General features: G+C 71.2%; 14 protein-coding genes. 8 read left to right on the top strand and 6 right to left on the bottom strand.

The window, feature by feature from the left end; translation table 11 throughout:
• Positions 1-79 precede the first annotated feature (79 nt).
• Both AQI70_RS35385 and AQI70_RS35380 read right to left on the bottom strand, forming a co-directional pair.
• Positions 80-2,140, bottom strand: a complete 2,061-nt coding sequence (locus tag AQI70_RS35385) for a glycoside hydrolase family 31 protein (RefSeq protein ID WP_062156537.1) — start codon at positions 2,138-2,140, stop codon at positions 80-82.
• A gap of 92 nt (positions 2,141-2,232) precedes the next feature.
• Positions 2,233-3,249 carry a LacI family DNA-binding transcriptional regulator gene (locus AQI70_RS35380; protein ID WP_003997483.1) on the bottom strand — a complete coding sequence of 339 codons (1,017 nt, stop codon included), beginning with the start codon at positions 3,247-3,249 and terminating at the stop codon, positions 2,233-2,235.
• Positions 3,250-3,475: 226 nt separating this feature from the next.
• Here AQI70_RS35380 and AQI70_RS35375 point away from each other — a divergent pair, with 226 nt between their 5' ends.
• From AQI70_RS35375 to AQI70_RS35340, 8 genes are all read left to right on the top strand, one after another.
• Complete coding sequence (locus AQI70_RS35375; protein WP_062156536.1) at positions 3,476-4,285, top strand: GH12 family glycosyl hydrolase domain-containing protein; 810 nt, start codon at positions 3,476-3,478, stop codon at positions 4,283-4,285.
• 110 nt (positions 4,286-4,395) lie between these two features.
• Entirely contained in the window at positions 4,396-6,330 is a 1,935-nt protein-coding gene (locus AQI70_RS35370) for an acyl-CoA dehydrogenase family protein (protein ID WP_062156535.1), read from the top strand.
• A 107-nt stretch (positions 6,331-6,437) separates the two neighbouring features.
• Positions 6,438-7,694 carry a 1-deoxy-D-xylulose-5-phosphate reductoisomerase gene (dxr, locus tag AQI70_RS35365; protein WP_062156534.1) on the top strand — a complete coding sequence of 419 codons (1,257 nt, stop codon included), beginning with the start codon at positions 6,438-6,440 and terminating at the stop codon, positions 7,692-7,694.
• Positions 7,695-7,702: 8 nt separating this feature from the next.
• Positions 7,703-8,995 (top strand): M50 family metallopeptidase, encoded by a 1,293-nt coding sequence (locus tag AQI70_RS35360; protein ID WP_208607506.1) that lies wholly within the window; start codon positions 7,703-7,705, stop codon positions 8,993-8,995.
• Between the two features lie 203 nt (positions 8,996-9,198).
• Positions 9,199-10,356: a flavodoxin-dependent (E)-4-hydroxy-3-methylbut-2-enyl-diphosphate synthase gene (gene ispG / locus AQI70_RS35355; RefSeq protein ID WP_062156532.1), complete on the top strand. Its 1,158-nt coding sequence runs from the start codon at positions 9,199-9,201 to the stop codon at positions 10,354-10,356.
• 237 nt (positions 10,357-10,593) lie between these two features.
• Entirely contained in the window at positions 10,594-11,442 is an 849-nt protein-coding gene (locus AQI70_RS35350; protein ID WP_062156531.1) for a GNAT family N-acetyltransferase, read from the top strand.
• A gap of 114 nt (positions 11,443-11,556) precedes the next feature.
• Complete coding sequence (locus AQI70_RS35345; RefSeq protein WP_062156530.1) at positions 11,557-12,087, top strand: GNAT family N-acetyltransferase; 531 nt, start codon at positions 11,557-11,559, stop codon at positions 12,085-12,087.
• Between the two features lie 72 nt (positions 12,088-12,159).
• Positions 12,160-13,863 (top strand): proline--tRNA ligase, encoded by a 1,704-nt coding sequence (locus AQI70_RS35340; protein WP_062156529.1) that lies wholly within the window; start codon positions 12,160-12,162, stop codon positions 13,861-13,863.
• A 25-nt stretch (positions 13,864-13,888) separates the two neighbouring features.
• On the opposite strand, the gene AQI70_RS35335 is transcribed toward AQI70_RS35340, so the two are convergent.
• The 4 genes from AQI70_RS35335 to AQI70_RS35320 all read right to left on the bottom strand — a co-directional run bounded on the left by AQI70_RS35335 (position 13,889) and on the right by AQI70_RS35320 (position 16,702).
• Entirely contained in the window at positions 13,889-14,623 is a 735-nt protein-coding gene (locus AQI70_RS35335) for a hypothetical protein (protein WP_159042747.1), read from the bottom strand.
• An 85-nt stretch (positions 14,624-14,708) separates the two neighbouring features.
• Positions 14,709-15,602, bottom strand: coding sequence for an aminoglycoside phosphotransferase family protein (locus tag AQI70_RS35330; protein ID WP_062156527.1), 894 nt, complete (start codon positions 15,600-15,602; stop codon positions 14,709-14,711).
• A 51-nt stretch (positions 15,603-15,653) separates the two neighbouring features.
• Positions 15,654-16,118: a ferritin-like domain-containing protein gene (locus tag AQI70_RS35325; RefSeq protein WP_062156526.1), complete on the bottom strand. Its 465-nt coding sequence runs from the start codon at positions 16,116-16,118 to the stop codon at positions 15,654-15,656.
• On the bottom strand, positions 16,115-16,702 hold the full coding sequence (locus tag AQI70_RS35320) for a hypothetical protein (protein WP_062156525.1): 588 nt from the start codon (positions 16,700-16,702) through the stop codon (positions 16,115-16,117). Before AQI70_RS35320 ends, AQI70_RS35325 begins: the two co-directional genes overlap by 4 nt.
• Positions 16,703-16,854 lie beyond the last annotated feature (152 nt).

Genomic DNA, 16,854 nt, shown 5'->3' with positions numbered 1-16,854 from the left:
TCGCACGGCGCCGGCACGGCGCGGTCGGCCCCCTCCCTCGCAGGGCCGACCGCACCCGACCGGTTCCCGGCCGCCGCCGCTACTCGGCGGCCGGGAGGATCGGCAGGCTCACGCCGTCCCGCAGGAACGCCGGGATGCGCTCCAGCGGGGCGTCGACCGTCACGGTCGTACCGCCCTCGTACGTCTCGCCGGTCCACGCGTCCGTCCAGCTCGCGCCCGCCGGCAGATACGTCGTCCGGGCCGTCGCGCCCGCCGTCAGCACCGGGGCCACCAGCAGGTCACGGCCGAAGAGGTAGGCGTCGTCGACCGTCCAGGCCGTCTGGTCCTCGGGGAACTCCAGGAACAGCGGGCGCATCACCGGCAGGCCCTCCTCGTGGGCCTCGCGCATGACCCGCAGGACGTACGGCTTCAGCCGCTCGCGCAGCCGCAGATACTCCGCCAGGATCGCGCCGGCCTCCTCGCCGTACGACCACACCTCGTTCGGGCCGCCGGTCATCTCCGGGCCGAGCGGCATGCCCGGGTCACGGAAGCCGTGCAGACGCATCAGCGGGGACAGCGCGCCGAACTGGAACCAGCGGACCATCACCTCGCGGTACGCCGGGTCGTCCGGGTCGCCGCCGTGGAAGCCGCCGATGTCCGTGTTCCACCACGGGATGCCGGACAGCGCCGTGTTGAGGCCGGCCGCGATCTGGCGGCGCAGGGTCGGGAAGTCGGTGCCGATGTCGCCGGACCACAGGGCGGAGCCGTAGCGCTGACTGCCCGCCCACGCCGAGCGGTTGAGGGTGACGATCTCCTCCTCGCCGCTCGCGCGCAGGCCCTCGTAGAAGGTGCGGGCGTTCTCCGCCGGATAGATGTTGCCGACCTCCAGGCCCGGACCCGCCCAGTAGCGCAGGTTCTCCTGGAAGCCCGGCTTCAGCTCCGGCTCGCAGGCGTCCAGCCAGAAGGCGGTGATGCCGTACGGGTCGAGGTAGTTCTCCTTCACCTTCGACCACACGAAGTCACGGGCGTCCGGGTTGGTCGCGTCGTAGAACGCCACCTGGACCGTCGACGCCACCTCCTTGTCCGGCCAGTCGGCGTGTGCCATCGGGCCGTACTGGGTGCCGATGAAGTAGCCGCGCTGCTCCATGACCGGGTGGTTCTCGGAGAGCGGGGAGACCGACGGCCAGACGGAGACGACGAGCTTGATGCCGAGCTCGTCCAGCTCGCGCACCATCGCCGCCGGGTCCGGCCACTCCTTCGGGTCGAACTTCCACTCGCCCAGATGCGTCCAGTGGAAGAAGTCGCAGACGATGGCGGAGATGGGCAGGCCCCGGCGCTTGTACTCCCGGGCCACGGCCATGAGTTCGTCCTGGGTGCGGTAGCGCAGCTTGCACTGCCAGAAACCGGCCGCCCACTCCGGGAGCATCGGCGTACGGCCGGTCACCGCGCTGTAGCGGCGCTGCCCGTCGGCCGGGGTGCCGGCGGTGATCCAGTAGTCGATCTGGCGGGCGGAGTCGGCGACCCACCGGGTGCCGTTGTGCGCGAGCTCCACGCGGCCGATCGCCGGGTTGTTCCACAGCAGGGTGTAGCCGCGACTGGAGGCCAGGACCGGGATGCCGACCTCCGAGTTGCGCTGGATAAGGTCCAGGACCAGGCCCTTCTGGTCCAGGCGGCCGTGCTGGTGCTGGCCGAGGCCGAACAGCTTCTCGTCGTCGTACGCGGCGAAGCGCTGCTCCAGGCGGTGGTAGCCGTTGCCGACGGCCGTGTAGAGGCGCGGGCCCGGCCACCAGAAGTGGGCGCGTTCCTCGGCGAGGATCTCGCCGCCGTCCGCGGTGCGCAGGAAGCGGATCAGGCCCTCGGCGTCGACCTCGACGGTCAGCGCGCCGACGGTCAGCACGCCCAGCCCGTCCTCGATCTTGACGGTGGACTCGGTCGCCGGAGCGGCCTCCACCAGAGCGCCGGGCAGTCCGTCGAGGACCGGCCCGCCGAGCCGGGCACGGACCCGGACCGCGTCCGGCCCCCACGGCTCGACACGTACGGTCTCCTGACGGCCGCTCCACTCCAGCGCGCCGTCCCGCTCGCGGAACGTGCCGACGGTCGGGGACGACTGCGCGAGGCTGACCGCGCCCGGCTGGGGCTGGTTTTCGGCAGGCTGATTCACGTGGGCGCTCCTGAGGGGGGCGGCGGGTGCAGACATGGCGGTGCCCGGGAGGGGCACGGTGAGGTGGTCCCGAGCGGGGCTCGGGGGAGTGGTCAGTGGGTGGCGGTCGGCGCCGGACCCGTGCTCGCCCGGACCGTCAACTCGGGTGCGATCAGCACGACTTCGTCACTGCCGCGCCCGTCGAGCTTGGCGGCCAGCTGCTCCACGGCGTGGCGGCCCATCTCCTGCGCGGGGATGGACACGGACGTCAGCCGCACCGAGGCCTGGGTGGCGACCTGGTCGGGGCAGATGGCGACCACCGACACGTCCTCGGGCACGGCACGGCCCTGCTGGCGCAGCAGCGCGAGCAGCGGCTCGACCGCCGACTCGTTCTGGACGACGAAGCCCGTGGTGCTCGGACGCTCGTCGAAGATCCGGGCGAGGGTGACGGCCATCGCGTCGTACCCGCCCTCGCACGGCCGGTGCAGCAGCCGCATCCCCAACTCCTGGGAACGCGCCCGCAGCCCGTCCAGCGTGCGCTCGGCGAAACCGGTGTGCCGCTCGTAGACGGCCGGGGCCTCTCCTATGACAGCGATGTCCCGGTGTCCCAGCATCGCCAGATGCTCCACGCACAGCGCACCGGTCGCCTTGAAGTCGAGGTCGACGCAGGTCAGCCCGGCGGTGTCGGCGGGCAGCCCGATCAACACGGACGGCTGGTCGGTGCCGCGCAGCAGGGGCAGCCGCTCGTCGTCCAGCTGGACGTCCATCAGGATCATCGCGTCGGCGAGCCCGCTGCCGGTGACGCGGCGCACCGCGTCGGGACCCTCCTCGCCGGTCAGCAGCAGGACGTCGTAGCCGTGCGTACGGGCCGTGGTGGCCACCGCGATGGCGATCTCCATCATCACCGGCACATACATGTCGGTGCGCAGCGGGATCATCAGCGCGATGATGTTCGACCTGCTGCTGGCCAGGGCGCGGGCGCCCGCGTTCGGGTGGTAGCCGAGCTCGCGGATGCTCTGCTCGACCCGCTGCCGGGTGGTCGCGGAGATGGACCGCTTGCCGCTGAGGACATAGCTCACCGTGCTCGCCGAGACTCCGGCGTGCTGGGCGACCTCGGCGAGGGTGACCATCCAGCTCTCCAAGCGGTGTGAAGCGCTTCGACAGTGCGCATGACGTACAGGGGCAGGTGTGAGGGTGGTTCGACACTAGCTCTGGCGCGCGTGGGTGTCCATAGGTTGTCGAAGCGCTTCGACAGCTTTTCTCGTACGAGGGTGTCGGCGCCGTGGGGGGCAACCTCCCGCCGGGTCGGCGGCCACTGAGAGGGCGTACCTGCACCGTCCCCGGAAGGACCCCCCGATGCAACACCGCCGCCCCCGCCTGTCCAAGAAGGCGAAGACCCTCAGCGCCTCGGTGGTCGCCCTCGCGGCCGCCGCCGGTGTCACCGTCGCCCAGGCGGGCGAGTCGAGCAAGAAGTGCGCGGCCTTCGACACCATCACGCTCGGCAAGTACTACGTGAACAACAACCTCTGGAACGAGGGCAAGTTCACCGGCACCCAGTGCGTCTGGGACAACTCCCGGTCGGGCTCGACGATCTCCTGGGGGACGGACTACAGCCTGGCCAACAGCGGCACCGGCAAGGACCACGACGTGAAGACGTACGCCTCCACCGTCCTCGGCTGGCACTGGGGCTTCAAGGTCGACAAGGCGCAGACCGGGCTGCCGATCCGCGTCGGCGACCGCAAGCCGGTCAGGACGAGCTGGGAGTTCTCGGTCAGCTCCGACCCCGGCACCATGAACGTCGCCTACGACCTGTGGCTGCATACCAAGAACACCGCGGACTGGCAGGACCGGCCCAGCGACGAGATCATGATCTGGCTCAACCGCCAGGGCGGCGCCGGCCCACTCGGCACCAAGTACGGCAGCGTCAGCCTCGGCGGCGCGATGTGGGACATCTACGAGGGCGACATCGGCTGGAAGGTCCACTCCTTCGTCCGCCGCAGCAACACCACCAAGGCCACCCTCGACCTCGACGACTTCACCCAGGCACTCGTCCGGCGCAACCTGCTCGGCAACGACAAATACGTCTCCGGCATCGAGGCCGGCACCGAGGTCTTCAAGGGCACCGGCCGCCTCGACACCAAGGCGTACTCCGTCGACATCGGCTGAACGGCTGCACGCAGGGTGGTGGGGTGGCCCGGAATCGGGTACATACGATCGGGTAGCACCCGTCGGTAACCATACGGCCCAAGATCCCGATTCGCGGCGAGGTGAGCCTCATGTCCGCAGCACCCACCAAACCCACTGTCAGTGAGCGTGAGGCCCGCCAGGTGGCGGAGGCCGCCCGGCAACAGGAATGGCGCAAGCCCAGCTTCGCCAAGGAACTGTTCCTCGGCCGCTTCCGCCTCGACCTCATCCACCCCCACCCGATGCCGACCGACGAGGCCGCCCAGCGCGGCGAGGAGTTCCTCGCCAAGCTGCGCGACTTCGTCGAGACGAAGGTCGACGGCGCCCTGATCGAGCGCGAGTCGCGCATCCCCGACGACGTGATCAACGGGCTCAAGGAGCTCGGCGCCTTCGGCATGAAGATCGACACCAAGTACGGCGGGCTCGGCCTCGGCCAGGTGTACTACAACAAGGCCCTCGCCCTGGCCGGCTCGGCGTCCCCGGCGATCGGCGTGCTGCTCTCCGCCCATCAGTCGATCGGCGTACCGCAGCCGCTCAAGCTGTTCGGCACCCCCGAGCAGAAGGAGCGCTTCCTGCCGCGCTGCGCCCGCACCGACATCAGCGCCTTCCTGCTGACCGAGCCCGACGTGGGCTCCGACCCGGCACGCCTGGCCACCTCCGCCGTACCGGACGGGGACGACTACATCCTCGACGGGGTCAAGCTGTGGACGACCAACGGCGTGGTCGCCGACCTCCTCGTCGTCATGGCCCGCGTGCCCAAGTCCGAGGGCCACAAGGGCGGCATCACGGCCTTCGTCGTGGAGACCAACTCGCCCGGCATCACGGTCGAGAACCGCAACGCCTTCATGGGCCTGCGCGGCATCGAGAACGGCGTCACCCGCTTCCATCAGGTCCGCGTCCCCGCCGCCAACCGCATCGGCCCCGAGGGCGCCGGTCTGAAGATCGCGCTCACCACGCTGAACACCGGGCGCCTGTCCCTGCCCGCGTCCTGCGTCGCCGCCGGCAAGTGGTGCCTGAAGATCGCCCGCGAGTGGTCGGCGGCACGTGAGCAGTGGGGCAAGCCGATCGCCCACCACGAGGCCGTCGGCTCGAAGATCTCCTTCATCGCGGCCACCACCTTCGCCCTGGAGGCCGTCACCGACCTGGCCTCCCAGATGGCCGACGAGGACCGCAACGACATCCGCATCGAGGGCGCGCTGGCCAAGCTGTACGCCTCCGAGATGGCCTGGCTCATCGCCGACGAACTCGTCCAGATCCGCGGCGGCCGAGGCTTCGAGACCGCCGAGTCCCTGCGGGCCCGCGGCGAGCGCGCGGTCCCCGCCGAGCAGGTCCTGCGCGACCTGCGCATCAACCGCATCTTCGAGGGCTCCACGGAGATCATGCACCTCCTCATCGCCCGCGAGGCCGTCGACGCCCACCTGTCGGTCGCCGGCGACCTCATCGACCCCGAGAAGTCCCTCCAGGACAAGGCGAAGGCGGGCGCGAACGCCGGCGTCTTCTACGCCAAGTGGCTGCCGAAGCTGGTCGCGGGCCAGGGGCAACTCCCGTACACCTTCGGCGAGTTCAAGCGCGAGGTCGACCTCTCCGCCCACCTGCGCTACGTCGAGCGCACCTCCCGCAAACTCGCCCGCTCCACCTTCTACGGCATGTCCCGCTGGCAGGGCCGCATGGAGACCAAACAGGGTTTCCTGGGCCGCATCGTCGACATCGGCGCCGAACTGTTCGCCATGAGCGCGGCCTGCGTCCGCGCCGAGCACCTGCGCAGCCGGGGCGAGCACGGCCGCGAGGCCTACCAGCTCGCCGACGCCTTCTGCCGCCAGTCCCGCCTGCGGATCGAGGAACTCTTCGGCCGCCTGTGGTCCAACACCGACGACCTCGACCGCAAGGTCGTCAAGGGCGTGATGTCCGGCACGTACGAGTGGCTGGAACAGGGCATCGTCGACCCGTCGGACGACGGCGCCCCGTGGATCGCGGACGCCACGCCCGGCCCGAGCGCACGGGAGAACGTGCACCGCCCGATCAGGTGACCGACCTGGTGAGGGGTCACTGCCCGCAGCGCCCCCTCACCATCCTGTTACCCGCCCGACGGGGACGCCCTGTCCTTCCCGACAGCCGTTACGGCCACAATGGAGGGATGAGCGACAGTCCAGCCCCCCTCGCCGACCCCCACCTCGTCTACGACCCCGTGGCGGGCGACGGCCCCAAGGACGTGGTGATCCTCGGCTCCACCGGCTCGATCGGCACCCAGGCCATCGACCTGGTGCTGCGCAATCCCGACCGGTTCCGGGTCACCGCCCTCTCCGCCAACGGCGGCCGGGTCGCCCTCCTCGCCGAGCAGGCGTACCGGCTGAAGGCGCGGACCGTCGCCGTCGCCCGCAAGGACGTCATACCGGCGCTGCGGGAGGCCCTGCGGGCCCAGTACGGCGCGGGGGAGCCGCTCCCCGAGATCCTCGCCGGCCCGGACGCGGCCACCCAGGTCGCCGCCTCCGACTGCCACACCGTCCTGAACGGCATCACCGGCTCCATCGGCCTCGCCCCCACCCTCGCCGCGCTGGAGGCCGGGCGCACCCTCGCGCTCGCCAACAAGGAGTCCCTCATCGTCGGCGGCCCGCTGGTTAAGGCGCTCGCCAAGCCCGGCCAGATCATCCCGGTCGACTCCGAGCACGCCGCCCTGTTCCAGGCGCTGGCCTCCGGCACGCGCGCGGACGTGCGCAAGCTCGTCGTCACGGCGTCCGGCGGACCCTTCCGCGGCCGGACGAAGGCCGAGCTGGCGCAGGTGACGGTCGAGGACGCCCTCGCCCACCCCACCTGGGCCATGGGCCCGGTCATCACGATCAACTCCGCGACCCTCGTCAACAAGGGCCTGGAGGTCATCGAGGCGCACCTGCTCTACGACATTTCCTTCGACCGCATTGAGGTGGTCGTGCATCCCCAGTCGTATGTTCACTCGATGGTTGAGTTCACCGACGGATCCACGATCGCCCAGGCGACGCCCCCCGACATGCGCGGCCCGATCGCCATCGGCCTCGGCTGGCCGGAGCGCGTCCCGGACGCCGCGCCCAGCTTCGACTGGAGCAAGGCGTCCACCTGGGAGTTCTTCCCGCTCGACAACGACGCGTTCCCGTCGGTCAACCTGGCGCGGCACGTCGGCGAGCTCGCGGGCACCGCACCCGCGGTGTTCAATGCGGCCAATGAGGAGTGCGTGGAGGCCTTCCGGGCCGGCGCGCTGCCGTTCAACGGGATCATGGAGACCGTGACGCGCGTGGTGGAGGAGCACGGCACCCCGCCCACGGGAACCTCGCTCACCGTCGCGGACGTCCTCGAAGCGGAGACCTGGGCCCGTGGGCGCGCCCGGGAACTGGCGGCACACACGGCGGAGGCCCGTGCATGACGACCCTGATGTTCATCCTCGGCATAGTGCTGTTCGCGGTCGGGCTGCTCTTCTCGATCGCATGGCACGAGCTGGGCCACCTGTCCACGGCCAAGCTGTTCGGCATCCGGGTGCCGCAGTACATGGTCGGCTTCGGGCCGACCATCTGGTCGCGGAAGAAGGGCGAGACCGAGTACGGCATCAAGGCGATCCCGTTCGGTGGCTACATCCGCATGATCGGCATGTTCCCGCCCGGCCCCGACGGACGCCTGGAGGCCCGCTCCACCTCGCCCTGGCGCGGCATGATCGAGGACGCCCGCTCGGCCGCGTTCGAGGAGCTCAGGCCGGGTGACGAGACCCGCCTGTTCTACACGCGCAAGCCCTGGAAGCGCGTGATCGTGATGTTCGCGGGCCCCTTCATGAACCTGGTCCTCGCCTTCGGCCTGTTCCTCACCGTGCTGATGGGCTTCGGCATACAGCAGCAGACCACCACCGTCAGCTCCGTCTCCCCGTGCGTCATCGCGCAGACCGAGAAGCGCGAGGAGTGCAAGGCGTCCGACGACAAGTCCCCGGCCGCTGCCGCGGGCATGAAGGCCGGCGACAAGATCGTCTCCTTCGGCGGGGTACGGACCGAGGACTGGAACACCCTCTCCGACCTCATCCGCGACAGCGCCGGCAAGGAGGTGCCGATCGTCGTCGACCGCAAGGGCGAGCAGCTCACCCTGCACGCGAAGATCGCCACCAACTGGGTCGTGAAGAAGGACTCCAGCGGAGCGTACGTCGAGGGCAAGTACGTCCAGGCCGGCTTCCTCGGCTTCAGCTCGGCCACCGGCGTCGTCAAACAGGACTTCGGCGACTCGGTGACCTGGATGACCGACCGGGTCGGCGACGCCGTCGACTCCCTGGTGGCCCTGCCCTCCAAGATCCCCGCGCTGTGGGACGCCGCCTTCGGCGACGGCCCGCGCGAGCCGGACTCCCCGATGGGCATCGTCGGCGCGGCGAGGGTGAGCGGTGAGATCGCGACCCTCGACATCCCGGCCTCGCAACAGCTGGCCACCTTCGTGTTCCTGCTGGCCGGCTTCAACCTCTCCCTGTTCCTGTTCAACATGCTCCCGCTGCTGCCGCTCGACGGCGGCCATATCGCGGGCGCCCTGTGGGAGTCGCTGCGCCGCAACACGGCCAAGGTGCTGCGCCGCCCGGACCCCGGTCCGTTCGACGTGGCGAAGCTGATGCCGGTGGCTTACGTGGTCGCCGGGATCTTCATCTGCTTCACGCTGCTCGTGCTCGTCGCAGACGTGGTCAACCCAGTCAGAATCTCCTAGCCATACGGCCTTCGAGGCGGCCTGGGATCCTCTGTCCCGGGCCGCCTTCCATTGAGTGGGTCTACGGACCGATGGGAGTCCCCCCGCCGAGTGCATTCGAGGTGGGGGAGTGCTGGGGCCCGCGCCCGTGCCGTAATCTCGAAGCCTGGAGCCCGCTGCTGACGGGACCGGACCTTGATCCACGACTTGGGGTTGCACAGCAGATGACTGCGATTTCTCTCGGCATGCCGTCCGTTCCGACCAAGCTCGCCGAGCGCCGGAAGAGCCGGCAGATCCAGGTCGGCACCGTGGCGGTCGGCGGGGACGCGCCGATCTCGGTCCAGTCGATGACGACGACCCGTACGTCCGACATCGGCGCCACCCTGCAGCAGATCGCCGAGCTCACCGCCTCGGGCTGCCAGATCGTGCGCGTGGCCTGCCCGACCCAGGACGACGCCGACGCCCTCGCGACCATCGCCCGCAAGTCGCAGATCCCGGTGATCGCGGACATCCACTTCCAGCCCAAGTACGTCTTCGCCGCCATCGAGGCCGGCTGCGCCGCGGTCCGCGTCAACCCCGGCAACATCAAGCAGTTCGACGACAAGGTCAAGGAGATCGCGCGGGCCGCCAAGGACCACGGCACCCCGATCCGCATCGGCGTCAACGCCGGCTCCCTCGACAGGCGCCTGCTGCAGAAGTACGGCAAGGCCACCCCCGAGGCCCTGGTCGAGAGCGCCCTGTGGGAAGCCTCCCTCTTCGAGGAGCACGACTTCCGCGACATCAAGATCTCGGTCAAGCACAACGACCCGGTCGTGATGATCGAGGCCTACCGCCAGCTCGCCGCCCAGTGCGACTACCCCCTCCACCTCGGCGTGACCGAGGCCGGTCCCGCCTTCCAGGGCACGATCAAGTCGGCCGTCGCCTTCGGCGCCCTGCTCTCCCAGGGCATCGGCGACACGATCCGCGTCTCCCTCTCGGCCCCGCCGGTCGAGGAGGTCAAGGTCGGCAACCAGATCCTGGAGTCCCTGAACCTCAAGCAGCGCGGCCTGGAGATCGTCTCCTGCCCGTCCTGCGGCCGCGCCCAGGTCGACGTCTACAAGCTGGCCGAAGAGGTCACCGCCGGCCTGACCGGCATGGAGGTTCCCCTCCGAGTCGCCGTCATGGGCTGCGTGGTCAACGGCCCCGGCGAGGCCCGCGAAGCCGACCTCGGCGTCGCCTCCGGCAACGGCAAGGGCCAGATCTTCGTCAAGGGAGAGGTCATCAAGACCGTCCCCGAGTCCAAGATCGTCGAGACCCTCATCGAGGAGGCCATGAAGCTGGCCGAACAGATGGAGGCGGAAGGCGTGGCATCGGGCGAGCCGTCGGTGTCGGTGGCCGGCTGACGCCGGGTGCGGTCGCGCCCCAAAGGGGCGCGGGGCCGTATCGATATGCGGCTCCGCCGCGTGGGCGCGACCAGCCACCCACGACCCGCACTGGCCGGACCACAGGCCCTGCCGAGCTCGTGGGCGCCCGGCATCCAACGGTCACCTCAAAGCAGGCGGCACCGAGGCAGGGCGGCATGGCTCAGCATCCGCAGGTACAGTGCGGAGACCAGCAGCTCCCCGGAGGGCCCTCCGCACGTGTTGACCCAGACCACCTCACGGGTGCTCGAACCGAGTGACCTGGACGCCGCGCTCGCCGTCCTCGACCGCGAGCCGGTCGCGAACGCCTTCGTGACGTCCCGCGTCCAGGTCGCCGGCCTCGACCCGTGGCGCCTCGGCGGCGAGATGTGGGGCTGGTACGAGGGCGGCATGCTGACGTCCCTGTGTTACGCGGGCGCCAACCTCGTCCCGATCTGCGCGACCCCGCGAGCGGTACGCGCCTTCGCCGACCGCGCCCGGCGCGCGGGCCGCCGCTGCTCCTCCGTCGTCGGCCCCGCCGACTCGACCGCCCAGCTGTGGCGCCTGCTGGAACCGAGCTGGGGCCCGGCCCGCGAGGTCCGCGCCCACCAGCCCCTCATGGTCACCGACCGCATGCCGGCCGACATCGCCCCGGATCCGTACGTCCGCCGCATCCGCAAGGACGAGATGGAGACGATCATGCCGGCGTGCGTGGCGATGTTCACCGAGGAGGTCGGCGTATCGCCGCTGGCGGGCGACGGCGGGCTCCTCTACCAGGCGAGAGTCGCCGAACTCGTCGGCTCCGGCCGCTCCTTCGCCCGCCTCGACCACCACGGCAAGGTCGTCTTCAAGGCCGAGATCGGCGCCGCGACGGACCGGGCCTGCCAGATCCAGGGCGTGTGGGTGGCCCCCGAGTACCGGGGCCAGGGCCTGGCCGCCCCCGGAATGGCAGCGGTACTGCGCTACGCGCTCACGGACGTGGCCCCGGTGGTGAGCCTGTACGTCAACGACTTCAATACGGCGGCGAGGCGGACGTACCGGAGGGTCGGCTTCCGAGAGGTCGGCGCCTTCATGAGCGTCCTGTTCTGACGGTCCCTTTCGAGAGGCGCGCGGGCAACGCCCTCAGGAGCGCGGCGAACTGCGCGACCAGCCACACCAACCCGCGCCCGGCAGACACCCCAAACCCCCCTGTAGAGTCCCCGCATGGACCTCGTCATCGGCCCCCTCGACCTATCAGCCCATGTCGACGAGGCCCTCGCCGTCCAGGCCGTAGCCTTCGGCCTAGGCCCCGACGAAGTAGCCGTACGCCGCCAGATCGTCCTGCGGCACATGACGTACCCCGGCGCCCGCGCCCTCGGCGCCACCGCCTCCGGGCGCCTCGTGGGGTTCGTCTACGGCATGCCCAACGACCGCACCCACTGGTGGTCAACCGTCGTCGAGCCGTACCTGCGAGCCCAGGGCCACGACGACTGGCTCGACGACTCCTTCGTCATCACCGAACTCCACGTCCACCCCCGCTACCAGAGCCGTGGCATCGGCCGCACCCTGATCACCACGATCACCGACAGCGCCGTCGAACCCCGCTCGATCCTCTCGGCGATCGACATCGAGAGCCCGGCCCGCGGCCTCTACCGCTCCCTCGGCTACCAGGACCTCGCCCGCCAGGTCCTCTTCCCGAGCGCCCCGAAGCCGTACGCCGTCATGGGAGCCCCGCTTCCCCTCCGCCGTCGTTAACCGATTTCCACCGGCCCGTACCGCCCGGCTAACCTCCTGCCACAACCCTTACGCAGCAGGAGTCGAAGAACCATGGCGAACGCACCGGTCCAGCGCATGTCCCAGTTGATGGCGAAGACGTTGCGCGACGACCCGGCGGACGCCGAGGTCCTCAGCCACAAGTTGCTCGTCCGCGCCGGCTACGTCCGCCGCACGGCGGCCGGCATCTGGTCCTGGCTGCCCCTCGGCAAGCGGGTCCTGGCCAACGTCGAGCGCATCGTCCGCGAGGAGATGGACGCCATCGGCGCCCAGGAGGTGCTGCTCCCCGCGCTGCTGCCGCGTGAGCCGTACGACGCCACCGGCCGCTGGGACGAGTACGGCCAGGAACTGTTCCGCCTGAAGGACCGCAAGGGCGGCGACTACCTGCTCGGCCCGACCCACGAGGAGATCTTCACCCTGCTGGTGAAGGACCAGGCGTCCTCCTACAAGGACATGCCGGTCATCCTCTACCAGATTCAGCACAAGTACCGCGACGAGGCCCGCCCGCGGGCCGGCATCCTGCGCGGACGTGAGTTCCTGATGAAGGACTCCTACTCCTTCGACCTGGACGACGAGGGCCTGGCCCGCTCCTACGCCCTGCACCGCCAGGCCTACCAGCGCGTCTTCGAGCGCCTCGGCCTCGACTACCGCATCTGCGCCGCGACCGCAGGCGCGATGGGCGGCTCCAAGTCGGAGGAGTTCCTCGCCCCGGCCGGCGCCGGCGAGGACACCTTCGCGGACTGCCCGAACTGCGACTTCGCCGCCAACACCGAGGCGATCTCGTACGAGCTGAAGCCGGTCGACGCCGCCGACGCCCCGGCCGCCGAGGAGATCCCCACCCCCGACACCCCGACCATCGAGACACTGGCCGCATCCCTCGGCGTCCCGGCCTCGGCCACCCTGAAGAACCTCCTCGTCAAGGTCGACGGCGAGATCGTGGCCGTCGGCGTCCCCGGCGACCGCGAGGTCGACATGGACAAGGTGGAGGCGCACTTCGCCCCGGCCGTCGTCGAGATGGTCACGGAGGCCGACTTCGCGGGCCGTGCGGACCTGGTCCGCGGCTACGTCGGCCCGCAGGGCATGGGCGAGAAGGTCAAGTACCTCGCCGACCCGCGCGTGGCCCCCGGCACCGCGTGGATCACGGGCGCCAACAAGGAGGGCATGCACGCGAAGAACGTCGTCGCGGGCCGTGACTTCGAGGTCGACGAGTACGTCGACGTCGTGGTCGTGCAGGAGGGCGACCCCTGCCCGAAGTGCGGCACCGGCCTCAAGCTCGACCGCGCCATCGAGATCGGCCACATCTTCCAGCTGGGCCGCAAGTACGCCGACGCCCTCAAGCTCGACGTCCTCGGCCAGAACGGCAAGCCGGTCCGCGTCACCATGGGCTCCTACGGCATCGGCGTCTCCCGCGCCGTCGCCGCCCTCGCCGAGCAGACCGCCGACGACAAGGGCCTGTGCTGGCCCGCCGAGGTCGCCCCGGCCGACGTGCACGTGGTCGCCGCCGGCAAGGCCCTGCAGACCGAACTCGCCCTCGACGTCGCCGAGAAGCTGGCCGCGGCCGGCCTGCGCGTCCTGTGCGACGACCGGGCGGGCGTCTCGCCGGGCGTGAAGTTCACCGACTCCGAGCTGATCGGCGTACCGCAGATCCTGGTGGCCGGGCGGCGCGCGGGCGAGGGCGTGCTGGAGCTGAAGGACCGCAGGACCGGCGAACGCGAGGAACTGACGGTCGACGAGGCCGTCGCCCGCCTCACGGCCTGACCTCGACTCGGCCGACGAGTGGCGGTCACGCTCCCGCGGACTGCCACTCCTCGCGGGAGTAGGTCCAGTACTCCTCGCTCGTGAAGTGGACCGCGAAGACGGTGCCGTGGCGTGCGCGCGCCGCAGCCACCGTCGTTCCGGCGGGCTCCACCAGGCAGCGCCCGTCCGGCCAGGCGGGCGAGGGGCACGGCATGGGCTCCTCGACCTTCCAGGCCGGGTCCCACGGGTCGTCCCACTCCACGGTGAACGACGGACCGTTCAGCTCGGGCCTGGACAGGCGCAGCCCGTCGGCCTGTCGGCCCTTGAGCCGCTGGTACTCCAGCGCGTACCGCAGCCCGCCGACCCCGCCGGTGTCCGGGCCTGCGCCGGTCAGACCGCCCCAGTCGCCCAGCCGGCCCCGGCCGATGTCCTTCAGCGTCGGTGTCACACCCTCGCGCGCCCCGTAGTAGGCGATGGCCTCCATGCGGCAGTGCACCACCTCGGGATCCTCCGACTGGTCGAAGAGATCCGGCAGACGGGGCCCGGTGCAGTAGTCGGAGAACCACAGGAACACCGGCTCCAGGGACGGGCGAGCCGCGAAGGCCGCCACCCGTTCGCGGATGGCCTCCTCGGCCTGCGCCCGCTGCTGCCGTGCCGCAGCGGAGGTCACCAGCCGGTGCCGCTCCTCGGCGTCCGGCCGTGGTGCGGCGGAGCAGCCCGACCCCAGCAATCCCGCCAGCGCCAGCCCCACCAGTAACGCCCTGCGTCCAGTCGTCCTCACCGCAGGAGTCTGTCCGTCCGCGAGCCCTGCCGGGCATGGGCGCGGTTACTCAGCCGTCTGAGTACGCGTGCTCATGCGGCGCCGCCTACAGCCAGCTCGCGAACTCCAGGAGCAGCTCCGCGTCCTGTGCGCGGCCGACGCGGCGCGCCCGTACGCCCGACTCCACTGCCCGGAACAGCGTCCACCCCCGCAGCCGCTCCTGGTCGACGTCCAGCGACTCCGCGAGCCGCTTCACCCGCCGCCGCGTCGTCGCGGCCCCCGACGGCGAGGCGATCAGGTCCTCCACCCGGTCCCGGACCAGCCGCGCCAGATCGAACGCGCACTCACCGACCACAGGATCCGGCCCCACCGCCAGCCACGGCATCCGCTCCCCGGCGAGCACCTTGCTCTGCCGGAACGTGCCGTGCAGCAACCGATGCTCGCGCGGCTCGGCGAGCAGTTCCGCACGGGCGGCGAGCGCGGCGTCGACCAGCGCCGCCACCTCGGAGTTCGCCGCCGCCCGCATGGCCTCGGCCTGCCGCCCGGTCCGCTCCGCCACGGTCTCGAAACGGTGCCCGGCCGGCGGCTCGACCCACAGCCGCCGCAGCGTCCCCGCCGCCTCCAGCAGCGCCTTCGCCTCCGGCAACGACCGCACCGACAGATCCGGATGCAGCCGCTCCAGCAGCAGCACGCCCTCGGTCACGAAGGGTTCCAGCAGTTGTACGGCGCCCAGACCGCCCCAGTGCGCGAGCGCGGCCCGCTCGCTCTCGGGGCGGGCCCGGGGCGGGGCCAGCTTGAGCACGGCCGGCGTACCGTCCGCACGCCGCACCAGCACCACCAGGCTGCTGCGGCCGCCCGGCATCTGCACCCGCTCAACGGTCAACTCGCGTAGCGCGACGGCCTGGTGGGCCGCCTCCGGCAGCTTCTCCAACCAGTCGTCACCGTCCGGTGCCGTCTCACCGAGCGCCCTGACCAGACGCTGCGGTGGTTCGAAAGCCATGCGCGAGTCGTTCCCTTCCCGTACCGCCCGTACGTGCTTGTCCGTCCCGCGTCACGCCGTGGGCGCCGCCGATGCCGACGCGGAGGCCGCCCGCTCGGCGAGCCCAGGGAAGGCTACGCTCTCGCCTCGCCAGCGCACCGCCCGCACCGCCGCCTCCCGCAGCGCCTCGGCGGCCGTACCCCGCACCTCACCCTCGGCTGCCCGCACCAGGTCCGAGTACACCCCGGCCACCCGGTCCTCCAGCTCGGCGGCGAGCCGCACCCCCGCGGCCGAGTCCGGCACCGGGAACGGCAGCGCGTACGCGGCGCTCGCGGCGACCGGTTCGGCGCCCAGGTCGCGCACCTCGCGCGCCAGTGCGTCCCGCCGCGCCCGGTGCGCGTCGTACGCCTCGCGTGCCTCCGAGCGCCGTTCCTCCCGGATCCGGCCGCCGACGACGCCGTACCCGTACACGGCGGCGTGCTCGGCGGCCAGCGCCGCCTGCAGGGCCGTCAACGTCGTCTTCCTCGCCTCGCTCACCGGGCCCCCTCCGTCAGCAGAAACGCGTGCGCCGCCCCGGCCGCCGCCACGGAGGCGAGCAGCCGTGCCAGTTCGCCCGGCACGTCGAGGAGCGCCTTCGCCCGCCGGTCCGCCAGCGCCCGCTCGGCGGCGGCGAGCTCGGCCAGGGCGTCCCGCTCGTTCCCGGGCACGGTGGCCGACGGGGAGGCCGACGGCGACGACTTGTCCCCAGGTGCCTCGGCCGCCGTAGAAGGCCCCTTGGCAGGCCCGGCAGGCCCGGCAGGCCCGGATGACCCGGAAGGCGCGGAGGCACCCCCGCCGAACGCGTCCACATGCCGCACGACTTCCGCCCGTAGCGGTGCCAGCGCCTCCGTCAGTACCGGATGCGCGGCGAGCACCGCGTCGTACCGCTCGACCAGCCCTTCGCTGTCCCGGGCCGCACGCGCGCGTGCCCGGTCGGCGGCCGACGGGCTGCCGCCCGTAGCGCCCTCCGAGTCCTCGTCACGCGAGGAGCAGCCGACCAGCAGGGCAAGCCCGGAAGCCGAGGCCAGGAGGGTTCTTCTCCGCGGCCCCGAGGGGGAGCGCGGTGGCGAGGGGTACGGCACGGCAGACGTCCTCGGGGAACTCGTACGAAAGCACTTGCGAAAGCAGTTGCTCGATCAACGGGCGGCGGGCCCGTGATCACCGTACCCGCGCAACCGCACGGCACCACCCATCGGCACCGCTCGGGCCCAGGTGGACGGCAACAGCCCTCGCG

It is taken from the genome of Streptomyces curacoi, assembly GCF_001513975.1.
GTDB classification, from domain to species: Bacteria; Actinomycetota; Actinomycetes; order Streptomycetales; family Streptomycetaceae; genus Streptomyces; species Streptomyces curacoi.
Note: the sequence above shows the minus strand (reverse complement) of the source record. Positions and strands in the feature narration are given on the sequence as shown.

Bases quoted from the DNA above. Each gene is read 5' to 3' on its own strand.
- AQI70_RS35380 (WP_003997483.1), bottom strand. From the start codon at position 3,249: ATGGTCACCCTCGCCGAGGTCGCCCAGCACGCCGGAGTCTCGGCGAGC.
- AQI70_RS35375 (WP_062156536.1), top strand. From the start codon at position 3,476: ATGCAACACCGCCGCCCCCGCCTGTCCAAGAAGGCGAAGACCCTCAGC.
- AQI70_RS35370 (WP_062156535.1), top strand. From the start codon at position 4,396: ATGTCCGCAGCACCCACCAAACCCACTGTCAGTGAGCGTGAGGCCCGC.
- dxr (WP_062156534.1), top strand. From the start codon at position 6,438: ATGAGCGACAGTCCAGCCCCCCTCGCCGACCCCCACCTCGTCTACGAC.
- AQI70_RS35360 (WP_208607506.1), top strand. From the start codon at position 7,703: ATGTTCATCCTCGGCATAGTGCTGTTCGCGGTCGGGCTGCTCTTCTCG.
- ispG (WP_062156532.1), top strand. From the start codon at position 9,199: ATGACTGCGATTTCTCTCGGCATGCCGTCCGTTCCGACCAAGCTCGCC.
- AQI70_RS35345 (WP_062156530.1), top strand. From the start codon at position 11,557: ATGGACCTCGTCATCGGCCCCCTCGACCTATCAGCCCATGTCGACGAG.
- AQI70_RS35340 (WP_062156529.1), top strand. From the start codon at position 12,160: ATGGCGAACGCACCGGTCCAGCGCATGTCCCAGTTGATGGCGAAGACG.
- AQI70_RS35330 (WP_062156527.1), bottom strand. From the start codon at position 15,602: ATGGCTTTCGAACCACCGCAGCGTCTGGTCAGGGCGCTCGGTGAGACG.